At 72.0% G+C, this 12,250-nt stretch carries 9 protein-coding genes; 4 read left to right on the top strand and 5 right to left on the bottom strand.

The genetic code is table 11. From position 1 onward, the window contains the following. Positions 1-61: 61 nt before the first annotated feature. Positions 62-322, bottom strand: a complete 261-nt coding sequence (locus ABZ815_RS27390; protein WP_020546325.1) for a WhiB family transcriptional regulator — start codon at positions 320-322, stop codon at positions 62-64. A gap of 321 nt (positions 323-643) precedes the next feature. Beyond that, on the bottom strand, positions 644-3,220 hold the full coding sequence (locus ABZ815_RS27385; protein ID WP_357702694.1) for a hypothetical protein: 2,577 nt from the start codon (positions 3,218-3,220) through the stop codon (positions 644-646). A gap of 182 nt (positions 3,221-3,402) precedes the next feature. On the opposite strand from ABZ815_RS27385, the gene cofD reads away from it, so the two are divergent. From cofD to ABZ815_RS27365, 4 genes are all read left to right on the top strand, one after another. Continuing rightward, the gene (gene cofD, locus ABZ815_RS27380; RefSeq protein ID WP_357702692.1) at positions 3,403-4,341 is read left to right on the top strand and encodes a 2-phospho-L-lactate transferase; all 939 of its coding nucleotides are present in this window, start codon (positions 3,403-3,405) and stop codon (positions 4,339-4,341) included. Continuing rightward, positions 4,338-5,609, top strand: a complete 1,272-nt coding sequence (locus ABZ815_RS27375; RefSeq protein ID WP_357702690.1) for a coenzyme F420-0:L-glutamate ligase — start codon at positions 4,338-4,340, stop codon at positions 5,607-5,609. The genes cofD and ABZ815_RS27375 overlap by 4 nt, the downstream gene beginning before the upstream one ends. 100 nt (positions 5,610-5,709) lie before the next feature. After that, positions 5,710-6,441 carry a lytic polysaccharide monooxygenase gene (locus tag ABZ815_RS27370; protein WP_357702688.1) on the top strand — a complete coding sequence of 244 codons (732 nt, stop codon included), beginning with the start codon at positions 5,710-5,712 and terminating at the stop codon, positions 6,439-6,441. Positions 6,442-6,456: 15 nt separating this feature from the next. Beyond that, positions 6,457-6,882, top strand: a complete 426-nt coding sequence (locus ABZ815_RS27365) for a DoxX family protein (protein WP_357702686.1) — start codon at positions 6,457-6,459, stop codon at positions 6,880-6,882. A gap of 41 nt (positions 6,883-6,923) precedes the next feature. On the opposite strand, the gene ABZ815_RS27360 is transcribed toward ABZ815_RS27365, so the two are convergent. The 3 genes from ABZ815_RS27360 to ABZ815_RS27350 all read right to left on the bottom strand — a co-directional run bounded on the left by ABZ815_RS27360 (position 6,924) and on the right by ABZ815_RS27350 (position 12,250). Then, a complete protein-coding gene (locus ABZ815_RS27360; protein ID WP_357702684.1) occupies positions 6,924-8,636 on the bottom strand; it encodes a substrate-binding and VWA domain-containing protein in 1,713 nt (570 codons plus the stop codon). A 116-nt stretch (positions 8,637-8,752) separates the two neighbouring features. Then, a complete protein-coding gene (locus tag ABZ815_RS27355; protein WP_357702682.1) occupies positions 8,753-11,305 on the bottom strand; it encodes a bifunctional FO biosynthesis protein CofGH in 2,553 nt (850 codons plus the stop codon). Positions 11,306-11,356: 51 nt separating this feature from the next. Further along, entirely contained in the window at positions 11,357-12,250 is an 894-nt protein-coding gene (locus ABZ815_RS27350) for a DNA-3-methyladenine glycosylase 2 family protein (protein ID WP_357702735.1), read from the bottom strand.

The raw sequence follows: 12,250 nt of genomic DNA, 5'->3' as shown, positions 1-12,250 counted from the left end.
GTGTGACCACACGCGAAAAAGGGTCACGCGGGCTACCGCGTGACCCTTTCGCTCATATCCCCTAAACGGCCTGGCGCTTGATCCGTCTGCGCTCCCGCTCCGACAACCCACCCCAGATGCCGAATCGCTCATCGTGTTCGAGTGCGTATTCCAAGCACTCGGCACGGACCTCACACGATCGACAGACCTTCTTGGCTTCTCGGGTGGAGCCGCCTTTTTCCGGGAAGAACGCCTCCGGATCGGTCTGCGCGCACAACGCACGCTCCTGCCATCCGAGTTCTTCAGCGTCAAGCTGATCCTGTGCGATGACCGGATCGGTCACTGCACACCTCCCTGCCGCCCGCCCGCAATGGAGCCCCCCATGGACGCCTTCCTCCTACCCACCCAAGGGAAGGCGTAACAACATGGTTGTAATTACACGCGCGTGCCGTACGTGACGTCAAGCGGCATGACGGTATCCGGGGAAAGACCGACTCTCGCCCCGGTGTGCTCGGCATGTGGTGTTCGCACCAGGCCGAGACCCCCTGCACAGCAAGGCTTCGACCCGGTTCGTTCAACGCTGTCAGCGGTCGGAACCGTAGCAGGGCGGGGTAGACGCCCGCCCTTTGGGCCACCTTCTCTCTAGCCGTCGTTTGCCGGTCCGTTACCTGCGTGGCTCGTTGGGCGTGTATATGGCCGTTGGGTCGATTGGGTCGTCACCCGGGCGGTTCTGGGCGCCGAGGGCGTCCCCGAACTGCGAGGGGTCGAGCCGCATCGTCGACTCGCCCTGCGCCTCGGTCCACCCGGCCGGGGCCTGGTGGGTGGGGCGGTAGGTCTGGGGCTCGTACTGGCCCTGCTGCTGGGGCTCGTACGCGTTCTGCTGCTGCTGGTACGGCTGACCCTGCTGCGGGTGGCCGAACGGGTCGTCGTACGGCCTGGCCGGCTGGCCGCCGTAGTCGGGGACCCTCAGGTCGGGCTGAGTGCCGGAGGCGGCCGTCGAGCTCTGGTAGGTCTCGGCCTGCTGGTAGGCGTCCAGGAGCTGCTGGGAGCGCGGGTCGACGGGCGGGTCCGGCTCCTGGTAGGCGGGGGTGGCGTACTCGTGGCCCGAGTAGCCGGTGAACGGCTGGCCGCCCTGCTGGTCGAAGGCGCTCTGGCGGTCGAGGTACGGCTGCTGCTGCTCCGCCTGCGGGTACGGGACGCTCGGGCTGGTCTCGCCGCTCGGGTACGCCTGGTCGCCGAAGGTGCTCTGGGAGCCGTCCCTCGGGGCGTACGGGTTGTCGGGGGTGGGGTAGCCGGCCTGGCCGTACGCGCTGGGCTGGCTGTCGGCCGGGACGTAGGGCGCGGGGGTGTACTCGCCGGCGGGCGGCTGATAGCCGGAGTCGGGGAGCGTCTCGGACGGGGTGTAGGCCGGTGGGGCGTACCCCTGGTCCTGGCCGAAGCTCTGCGGCGGGAAGCCCTGGTCCTGCTGCGCGCCCGGCTGCGTGCCCGGCTGTGCGAACGGCTGTCCGGCCGGGCCCTGGGGGTGCCCGAAGGGCTGGTCGGCCTGGCCGTACGGGCGCTCGGGCGCCGGGGGGAACGGGGAGTCGGGCTGGCGTCCGGGCTGGTCGGTGGACGCGGCGGGGAGCGCGGCCCTGGCCGGCTGGTAGGGCTGCTGCTGGTACGGCTCGGGCTGCCCGCCGTGGGAGGGCTGCTGACCGAAGGGGGGCTGGTCGGGCTGCTGGCCGTGGGAGGGCTGGCCGAAGGGGGGCTCGGGCTGCCTGCCCTGCGACGGCCCCTGCGACGGCTGGCCGAACGGCGTCTGGTCGGGCTGCCCGTAGGCGGGCTGCTGGCCTTGAGGCTGGGCCTGGCCGTAGGCGGGCTGGGCGCCGGGGGGGGGGGGGGCGTAGGGGGACTGGGCGTCGGCCGCCTGCGGGACAGGGGTTTCGGGCTGGTGGCCGTAGCCGGGGGCGGTGGCGTCGTGCTGGCCGAAGGCGGGCGCGGGCTGGCCGTAGCCCGAGGGGTCGGACTGGCCGAAGGCGGGGGCGGGCTGGCCGTAGCCGGGGATGGAGGGCTCGGGCTGGCCGTAGCCGGAGGGCTCCGACTGGCCGCCGTAGCTCGGGGGCTGGTGGCCGTAGCCTCCGCCGGGCTGCCCGCCGGGGTTCGTCGCCTGGGCGCCGTAGCCGGGCTGCTGACCGAAAGCCGACTGCTGGTCCTGCTGACCGAAGGGGGCCTGCTGGTCCTGCTGCCCGAAAGCCGACTGCTGGTCCTGCTGGGCGTAGGGCGCCTGCTGGTCCTGATGGTTGTTGGCCGACTGCTGGCCGAAGGCGACGGTCGACTGCTGGCCGGACGGCGGCTGGGGGGCGTACCCGTTGGAGGCGGGCTGGGGCTCGTAACCGGAGGAGGGGGGCTGGGGGGCGTAGCCCGGGGTCTGCTGGCCCGAGGGGGGTTGGGGGGCGTAGCCCGGAGCTGCGGGGATCTGGCCCGACGGCGGTTGGGGGGCGTAGCCGGAGGAGGCGGGCTGGGGGGCGGGAGCGGCGGGCTGGGCGTCCTGGCCCGGGGGGAGCTGCGCGAGCGCGGGCTGCTGGCCGTAGGGGGTCGGCGCGGCGTGCGGCTGCGCGTACGCGGGCTGGGACGGCTGGTCGGAGCCGTGGCCGGGCTGGTCGGACTGGCCGTAAGCGGGCTGGTCCGGCTGGCCGTAGGTGGGCTGGTCCGGCTGGCCGAACTGCTGGGGGCGGCCGTACTGGGGCTGGTCGGACTGGCCGAACTGCTGGGGCTGGCCGTAGTGGGTGGTCGGGCGGCCGTACCCGTCGAGGGTCGGGATGGCGGAACGGTCGGACATGACCTCGGGGAGCAGGTAGGCCAGGCCGACGACGGTCAGCGCGAGCGTGGGCACGCCCGTGAGGACGTACTCGACCACCCCGCGGAAGCCGCCCCCGGCGAACAGCCCGACGATCAGCGCCAGCGCGCCGAACACGGCGGCGAGCCCGAGGCCGGCGGCCGAGCCGTAGGCGATGGTCCTGGCCTTGGGCGAGCGCTCGCCCGCCCTGGTCACCAGCAGCACGGCACCCACGAACAGCCCGGTCACGACCGGGCTGGTCAGGCCCGGCAGGTTCGCGGCGGCACGGCCGGCGAACCCGCCGTCGAGCGAGCCGCCCGCGCCGATCAGGACGTGGCCGATCGTCAGGACGACGTCCAGCAGCCCGGTGACGAGCATGATCCAGGCTGCCGGCTCCCGTAGTCGGGCGGCATTGAGTTTGCTCATGAGTAACCCCCATCGGACCCTTTGGCCCGAAGGGAGTTTGCCACATTGCCGACTTTCGCGGCGGGCGTCCCAAGAACCTCTTCCATCCCATTTACCCCCATACCTGGAACTTCTCTGCCATGAAGTAGGACAGAACCACTCCCCCCACGGGGATGTCAGAGGCCGGTGGAAGACTGGGACACATGCACATCGTGTCCCTCGCCGGCGGTATCGGCGGCGCCCGTTTCCTGCGCGGCCTGCGCGCCACCGCACCCGACGCCTCGATCACCGTCATCGGCAACACGGGTGACGACATCACCCTGTTCGGCCTGCGCGTCTGCCCCGACCTCGACACCGTCATGTACACCCTGGGCGGCGGCATCGACGAGGAGCAGGGCTGGGGCAGGGCCAACGAGTCCCACGTCGTCAAGGAGGAGCTGGCCGCCTACGGGGTCGAGCCGCAGTGGTTCGGGCTGGGCGACCGCGACTTCGCCACCCACATCGTCCGCTCGCAGATGCTGGAGGCGGGCTACCCGCTCTCGCAGATCACCGAGGCCCTGTGCGCGCGCTGGCAGCCGGGCGTGCGGCTGCTGCCGATGACCGATGACCGCTGTGAGACACATGTGGTGATCTCCGACGAGCGCGGCAAACGGGCCGTGCACTTCCAGGAGTGGTGGGTGCGCCTGCGCGCCTCGGTCCCGGCCGAGTCGTTCGCGCTGGTGGGCGTCGAGACGGCCAAGCCCGCGCCGGGCGTGCTGAAGGCGATCGAGCAGGCCGACGTGGTCATCCTGCCGCCGTCCAACCCGGTGGTGAGCATCGGCACGATCCTCCAGGTCCCGGGCATCCGCGAGGCGGTCGCGGCCAAGACCGTGGTCGGCGTCTCCCCCATCATCGGCGGCGCGCCCGTGCGCGGCATGGCCGACGCGTGCCTGACGGCCATCGGCGTGGAGACCTCGGCCCAGGCCGTGCTCGACCTCTACGGCTCCGGCCTGGTCGACGGCTGGCTGGTGGCCGAGGAGGACTCCGGGGTGGCGCTCGACGGCGTGCGCGTAGTGTCCCGTCCGATCCTCATGCACGACGCCGAGGCAACCGCCGACATCGCCCGTACGGCGCTCGACCTGGCCCTGGAGCTGGCCCGATGAGCACGCGACGGATCGAGGTCATCGCCGTCACCGGCATCGGCGAGGTCCGGCCGGGCGACGAGGTGGCGGCCCTGCTCAAGGAGGCCGACCTGCGCGACGGCGACATCGTGGTGGTCACCTCGAAGATCGTGAGCAAGGCGGAGGGGCGCGTCCGCCGGGCGCCCGACCGGGCCGGCGCGATCGAGGAGGAGACCGAGCGGGTGGTCGCCAGGGTCGGCGACACGGTGATCGCCCAGACCCGCCACGGTTTCGTGATGGCCGCGGCCGGGGTCGACGCCTCCAACACCGAGCCCGGCACCGTCCTGCTGCTGCCCGAGGACCCCGACGCCTCCGCGGCGCGGATCAGGGCCGGGCTCGACGCGCGGGTGGGGGTGATCCTGTCCGACACGTTCGGGCGTCCGTGGCGCAACGGGCAGACCGACGTGGCGATCGGCGTCTCCGGGGTGCGTCCGCTCGACGACTTCCGGGGCACCTCCGACTCCTACGGCAACGCGCTCAGCGCCACCGTCACCGCGCTGGCCGACGAGATCGCGAGCGCGGCCGAGCTGGTCAAGGGCAAGCTCGACGGCGTTCCCGTGGCGATCGTGCGCGGCCTCGGCCATCTGGTGACCGACGACGACGGCCCGGGGGTCAGGCCGCTCGTCCGTCCGGCCGACGAGGACCTGTTCCGCTTCGGCTCCCGCGACGTCGTGTTCGCCCGCCGTACGATCAGGGGGTTCTCCGACCGGCCGGTCGACGGCGGGGCGGTGCGCAGGGCGGTGGCCGCGGGCATCGCGGCGCCGGCGCCGCACCACACGACCCCCTGGCGGTTCGTGCTGGTCGAGTCGGCGCGCACGCGCACCGAGCTGCTCGACGCCATGCGCGAGGCGTGGATCGAGGACCTGCGCGGCGACGGTTTCACCGAGGAGTCGATCGCCAAGCGGGTCAGGCGCGGCGACGTCCTGCGCGACGCCCCCTACCTGGTGGTGCCGTGCCTGGTGATGGAGGGCTCCCACACCTACCGCGACGACCGGCGCAACGCCGCCGAGCGGGAGATGTTCGTCGTGGCGACGGGCGCCGGCGTGGAGAACTTCCTCATCCAGCTCGCGGTCGAGGGGCTGGGCTCGGCGTGGGTGTCCTCCACGATGTTCTGCCGTCCGGTGGTGAGGCGGGTGCTCGACCTGCCGGAGTCGTGGGACCCGATGGGCTGCGTGGCGATCGGGCACGCCGCGGCGCCGCCGCGCGAGCGCGCCCCCCGTGACCCGCGCGATTACATCGTGACGCGCTGAGCCTCTGACGAGAGTCCGGAATTCTGGTAAGCCGACCGTTTACCGTTAGGAAACTTTCCTTTACATTTGGACTATCCCCCCATGTAAAGGAGCCGCTTCAATGCGAAGGACTCTCACGTTAGTCGCCGTGGCGGTGATCACCATCGCCACGGCGGTGTTCAACACCTCTCCCGCGTTCGCCCACGGCTATGTGAACTCACCCCCCAGCCGGCAGGCGAACTGCGCCCAGGGCAAGGTGGCCGACTGCGGCCAGATCGTCTATGAGCCGCAGAGCGTGGAAGGCCCCAAGGGCCTGCGCAGTTGCAACGCCAACCTCGGCCAGTTCGCCCAGCTCAGTGACGAGAGCAAGCCGTGGCCGGCCACCTCCGTGGGCAGCTCGGTGACCTTCACCTGGACGTTCACCGCCAGGCACGCCACGCTCAACTACGAGTACTACATCGGCGGCACCCGAGTCGCCGTCTTCAACGGCAACGGCCAGCAGCCGCCGTCGACCATCTCGCACACGGTGAACCTGTCCGGCTACTCCGGCCGCCAGAAGGTCCTGGCGATCTGGAACATCTCCGACACCTCCAACGCCTTCTACTCCTGCATCGACCTGCAGATCGGCGGCGGCGGTCAGCCCACCCCCACTCCCACCCCGACCGTGACCCCCACGCCCACCCCGACCCCGACGCCGACCACGACGGCCTCGGGCACCTGGAAGGCCGGCACGGCCTACACCACGGGCAGCACGGTCACCTACAACGGCGTCTCCTACCGGTGCCTGCAGCCCCACACGGCCATCGCGGGCTGGGAGCCGCCGAACGTCCCGGCGCTCTGGCAGCGGGTCTGAGGTCTGGACACGTCGATGACCAAGCTTCGTGACGCCGCGCTGTCGCTGTTCCGCATCGTGGTGGGCCTGCTGTTCGCCTGCCACGGGGCCGCCACTCTGTTCGGCGTACTCGGCGGTCCGTACGGCGGAACGACCCCCTCCGTAGGCCAGTGGCCCGACTGGTGGGCGGGGGTGATCGAGCTCGGCGCGGGCGGCCTCGTCCTCATCGGGCTCGCCACCCGTATCGCCGCCCTGCTCTGCTCGGGCACGATGGCCTACGCCTACTTCACCGTCCACCTGCCCAAGGGCTTGTTCCCGTTGCAGAACGGGGGCGAGACCGCGGCCATGTTCTCGTGGTCGTTCCTGATGCTGGCGCTGCTGGGCAGCGGCGCGTGGTCGTTGGACAAGCTCGTGTCCCACCTCCACCATCGCGGCGAGAACGCCACCGTGCAGCAGATCTAGGCCAGATCCAGGCCGGGGGGTGCCGGGCGACCGGCATCCCCTCAGGCGGCCGGCTTGCAGGTCGGGTGGCAGAGCCTGCGGGCCAGCGCGCCGAGGAAGACGTCGATGATCTCCCCGGGCTCCTGCGCCACGTGCAGCGAGCCGTTCGTGACCGCCGCGATCTGCGACAGGCTGCCGCGGTCCACGTCCTTGCCGAACGCGATGATGACGATCTGGATGGGCTTGTCCGGGTCCCACTCGTTCCGCAGCGTGCTGAGAAGCCGCGGGAGCTTGACGCCCTTGCCGTCGTCCTGGCCGGCCGTGATCACCAGCAGCGTGTTGTTCATGTCGTCGCGGTAGTCGCCGCCGACCCTGCGGAACCCGCTCAGTATCGCGTCGTAGAGCGAGCTGTCCAGGTCGGGGTGGGGGGCGATCGTGCTGGTCAGCTCGTCGAGGACGCTGCGCCGCAGCACCTGGCCCGACTCCGGCTCGCTGATCGGGCCCAGCCTGACGCGCTCCCGGTAGTTCCTGGTGCTCCCCACCTTGTCGGCGAACTCCCACATGCCCATGTGCGTGGAGTTCGGGAAGAGCTGGAGCCCGATCTTGGCCGCGGCCAGCGCGATGCGCACCTTGGTGCTGCCGTTCAGCGGCTCGGCCATGTGCCTGGAGGTGTCGGCCAGGACGAGGATGTTGGTCGGCGGCGCCAGCCTGCTCCAGGCCCGCAGCGCCTCGTCGATGTCCTGCTGCGACACCGACGGCCTGGTCCGCGGCGCCTGCGACGGGATCTGCGGGCCCGGCGAGAGCGGCCCCAGCCTGCCGTCGCCCGACCTGAACCCGGCCCGCCGGACGATCTCCTGCGCCTGGCCGCCCTTCAGCCAGTCGGCGAAGGCCGTGGACGCCTCCGCGACGGCCGGATCGGCGGCCGTGACGACGTAGGGGTAGTCGAGGTCGATCGTGCCCTCGCGCGGGTGCAACGCCACGACCGGGTCGGACGAGGGCACCCGGTTGTGGTTCCACACCGACTGCTCCGGGACGATGACCACCGGCCGCTGCCAGAACCCGCGGTCGTCCACGGCGTCGAGCATGCTGCGGTAGTCGGGGGCCGACCCGGCCTGCGCCCACCGGACGAACGCGGTCAGCGCCTTGTCGGCGGCCGGCCCGGTGCCCACGACGTCCCTGGCCGCGGCGACGGTCGCGATCCCCGCCCCCACCAGGGACGGGTCGGGCACGCGTACGACGTCGGGCTCGTCGGAGTTGGGCGTCAGCCGCCCGCGCAGGGTCGGCGGGAAGACCATCCGCCAGTTCATCTCGGTCCCGCCCACCGAGAAGCGCCGGGCCAGCGACGACCGCGTGGCGAACACCAGCGGCGAGGTGGCCACCACGGTCTCCCCCGCGGGCAGCGCGCTCGCGCCCTGGCTGCGGGCCAGCCTGATCCAGGCGGAGGAGTCGGCGATCCAGCCGTCGGGACGCTCGTGCAGCACGCCGGCCCGGTCGCCGATCAGCGTGCGCAGCACCGTGGCCGACGGCTGCTCGGTCACCTGGACCAGCACGCACCGCCCGCCGACCGACGTCTTGGTCTCGTTGAAGCGCCCGGCGGCCTCCATGACCGCCGGCGCGACGTCCACGGCGGCGGCCACGCTGACCAGAACAGGCTCTCGTGACACGCACAGGGCGGGACCGCCGCCGAGGACCACGTAGAGGCTGCCGGCGGCGACGGCCACGGCGGCGAGACCGGCCAGCAGGCCGCGTTGGAGCGCCTTCCTGCGTCGCTGCACGGGAGGCAGCGCGGCACGGTGTCGACCAAACCGCACGATGAACCTCTCTCCAGTGGAGTGATGATTCTTCCAGTGCCTCCCGTGCCGGGCGCAAGCCTTGTTAGAACTTGTTATAACTACGCCATCGGCAAGATTCTTCTCACGCTCTGGCACACCCCGTCGCTCGCCTGCGCGGCGGCCAGCCGCTCGGCCGTGGGGCTGCCGTACTCGGTGGTGCGCTGGCGTACCGGCCGGCCGGTGACCTCGACCATCTCGCGCAGCTCGCTGATCGTCTTGTACGAGCCGTTCTCCGACCCCGCCATCCGGCTGATCGTCTCCTCCATGAGGGTGCCGCCGAGGTCGTTCACGCCGCCCTGGAGCACCTGGCGGCACAGGTCGTCCTGGAGCTTGACCCACGAGCACTGGATGTTGGAGATCGCGCCGTGCAGCAGGATCCTGGCCAGGGCGTGCACCGCGCGGTTCTCCTGGGCGGTGGGGCCGGGACGGGCGATGCCGGCCAGGTAGATCGGTGCGCTGGTGTGCACGAACGGCAGCAGCACGAACTCCGAGAACCCGCCGGTCCGCTCCTGCAACTGCCTGATCAGCTTGATGTGCCTGACCCAGTGCAGGTGGTGGTCCACGTGGCCGTACATCATCGTGGACGTGGTCGGGATGCCGACCTCGTGGGCCGTGGTGATGACGTCGATCCACTCCTTGGCCGGCAGCTTCCCCTTGGTCAGCACCCAGCGCACGTCGTCGTCCAGGATCTCGGCCGCCGTGCCGGGCAGCGAGTCCACGCCGGCCTCCTTGGCGGCCTCCAGCCAGTCGCGTACGGACAGGTTCGTCCGGGAGGCTCCGTTGATGACCTCCATCGGGGAGAACGCGTGCACGTGCATGCCGGGCGTCCTGGCCTTGACCGCCTTGGCGATGTCGAAGTACGCGGTTCCCGGCAGGTCAGGATGGATGCCGCCCTGCATGCACACTTCGGTCGCGCCCGCCGCCCACGCCTCCTCGGCCCGGTCGGCCACCTGGTCCAGGCTGAGCGTGTACGCGTCGGCGTCGGTCCGGCGCTGGGCGAAGGCGCAGAAGCGGCAGCCGGTGTAGCAGACGTTGGTGAAGTTGATGTTCCGGTTGACGACGTAGGTGACCTCGTCGCCGGCGGCCTCCTTGCGCAGCGCGTCGGCGATGGCGGCCAGCTCGTCCAGCGCCTCGCCCTCCGCGCCCAGCAGCGCGACGGCCTCGGCGTCGGTCAGCCCGGCCGGGTCGGCCTCGGCCCGCCTGAGCGCCTGCCGGACGTCGCTCGGCGTCGAGGCCGCGACCGGGCCGAGCCGGTCGCGCAGGGCCGCCCAGTCGCCGTAGACGTGGTCGAAGTCGTCGCGCCGGTCGGTCGCGCGGCCGGTGGTGTCCACCTCGACGTGCAGGTCCACCCGTCCGGAGGCGGCGAACCCGCCGTCGGGCTCCTGCCAGGGTCGGCCCACCGGCACGGCGTCCTCGCGGGCGAGGCCGGTGGCGGGGTCGGCCAGGGCCTCGACGTGCGCGAACAGCCGGGGGTCCAGCCAGGGCTCGCCGGCCCGCACGTACTCGGGGTAGATCGTCAGGCGTTCCCGCAGGTCGAAGCCGGATTCGGCGGTACGGGCCGCCAGGTCGTCGATCTGCGGCCAGGGACGTTCGGGGTTCACGTGGTCGGGGGTCAGGGGCGAGACGCCGCCCCAGTCGTCGATGCCGGCGCGGATCATGAGCGCGTACTCGGAGTCGACCAGGTTGGGCGGGGCCTGGAGGCGTACGCGGGGGCCGAGGACCAGGCGCGCGACGGCGATGGTGGCGGCGAGCTCGTGCAGGTCGGCGTCCGGCAGGCCGCGCATGGCCGTGTCCGGCTTGGCGCGGAAGTTCTGGACGATGACCTCCTGGACGCCGCCGTACTCGCGGGCGACCCGGCGGATGGCGAAGATCGACTCGGCCCGGTCCTCGACGGTCTCGCCGATGCCGATGAGGATGCCGGTCGTGAACGGCACGTTGGTGCGTCCGGCGTCCTCCAGGACGCGCAGCCGTACCGCCGGGTCCTTGTCGGGGGAGCCGTAGTGCGGCTGCCCCTTCTCCTCGAACAGCCGCCGCGAGGTGGTCTCCAGCATCATGCCCATCGACGGCGCGACCGGCTTGAGCCGCTGGAGGTCACGCCAGCTCAGCACACCGGGATTGAGGTGCGGCAACAGCCCGGTCTCCTCCAGCACCCTGATCGCCATGGCCCGCACGTAGGACAGCGTGTCGTCGTAGCCGTGCGCGTCCAGCCACTCGCGGGCCTGGTGCCAGCGGTCCTCCGGCCGGTCCCCCAGCGTGAACAACGCCTCCTTGCAGCCCATCGCCGCGCCCTGCCGGGCGATCTCCAGCACTTCGTCCGGGCTCAGGAACACCGACTCCAGCTTGTGCGGCGCGGTGGCGAACGTGCAGTAGCCGCAACGGTCCCGGCACAACCTGGTCAGCGGGATGAACACCTTCCTGCTGTAGGTGATCACCCCTTCCCTGCCGGCGGCCTTCAGCCCGGCGTCGCGCACGCGGGAGGCGTGGTCGAGCAGCGCGTCGAGTTGTTCGCCGCGCGCGTGCAGCAGCACGACGGCCTCGGTGAGGTCGAGCGCCTTGCCGTCACGGGCACGGGCGAGGGCACGGCGGAGCGCGGAATCACTGACAACACTCATAGAGGCACAGTACGCACACCTGAGTTCGTGACACGCACTCAGGGCCGGGTGTCAGAAGGACCTGTAGTCGCGCGCCGGCATCCGCGGCCCCCGCGCGGGCGGACGCACGCCGCTGAGCCAGATGAGCACCGTCGCCCGGTGCCGATGCCCCCGGTACGGCTCCAGCAGCCGCATCATCCCCTCGTCGTCGGTCTTCTCCCCCGTCAGCGCGTAGCCGACCAGCTTGGCCAGGTGGAAGTCCCCCACGCTCACCGCGTCGGCGTCACCGAAGACGCGCTGGCGCACCTCGGCCGACGTCCACACGCCGATCCCGGGCAGGGCCCGCAGCAGCCGGTCGAGCTCCTCGGTGGTGGCGGCGGCCTCCAGCTTGGCGGCGTGCCAGGCGGCGTTGGCTATGGTCCTGGCCCGGACGGCCTCCGCGCCCGCCCGGTGCCAGTGCCAGCTCGGGATCTGCCGCCACACGACCGGCTCGGGCGCCACCCGCATGCCGTCGGGGGCCGGGCCGGGCGCGGGCTCGCCGTAGTGGCGCAGCAGGTGGCGCCAGGCCCGCCACGCCTCCCGGCCGACGACCTTCTGCTCCAGCACGGCGGGCACCAGCGCCTCCATGACCCGCCCGGTACGCCCGATGCGCAGCCCCGCGTGCTTGCGGGCCACGTCCGCCAGCACGTCGTGCCGGACGCGGAAGCCGGAGACGTCGTCGAGCGCGCCGAGCAGGGCGGGCAGGGTCTCCAGCGACCAGCCGGCGCCAGGCCCCCACGCCTGGGCGTGCACGGATCCGGCCGTCACAGTGACGCGCAGGGTGCTCGGGCCGTCGGGGGTGCGGCAGGTGCGCCAGACCGAGCCGTCGGGGGTGCGGCGCCAGGCGGGATCGCCGGTGCCGCGCCTGTGGGGGCCTAGGGCCAGCTCCACGTCGAGCGGCCCGTCGGGCTCCCACCTGCGTTCCAT

Origin of the sequence: Nonomuraea sp. NPDC047529, from assembly GCF_040642995.1 — a bacterium.
In the GTDB taxonomy this organism is placed as follows: domain Bacteria; phylum Actinomycetota; class Actinomycetes; order Streptosporangiales; family Streptosporangiaceae; genus Nonomuraea.
This window is presented reverse-complemented; position numbering and strand designations above follow the sequence as displayed.

Coding starts and splice junctions, on each gene's coding strand:
- ABZ815_RS27365 (WP_357702686.1), top strand. CDS start 6,457: ATGACCAAGCTTCGTGACGCCGCGCTGTCGCTGTTCCGCATCGTGGTG.
- ABZ815_RS27385 (WP_357702694.1), bottom strand. CDS start 3,220: ATGAGCAAACTCAATGCCGCCCGACTACGGGAGCCGGCAGCCTGGATC.
- ABZ815_RS27375 (WP_357702690.1), top strand. CDS start 4,338: ATGAGCACGCGACGGATCGAGGTCATCGCCGTCACCGGCATCGGCGAG.
- ABZ815_RS27350 (WP_357702735.1), bottom strand. CDS start 12,250: ATGGAACGCAGGTGGGAGCCCGACGGGCCGCTCGACGTGGAGCTGGCC.
- ABZ815_RS27370 (WP_357702688.1), top strand. CDS start 5,710: ATGCGAAGGACTCTCACGTTAGTCGCCGTGGCGGTGATCACCATCGCC.
- ABZ815_RS27355 (WP_357702682.1), bottom strand. CDS start 11,305: ATGAGTGTTGTCAGTGATTCCGCGCTCCGCCGTGCCCTCGCCCGTGCC.
- cofD (WP_357702692.1), top strand. CDS start 3,403: ATGCACATCGTGTCCCTCGCCGGCGGTATCGGCGGCGCCCGTTTCCTG.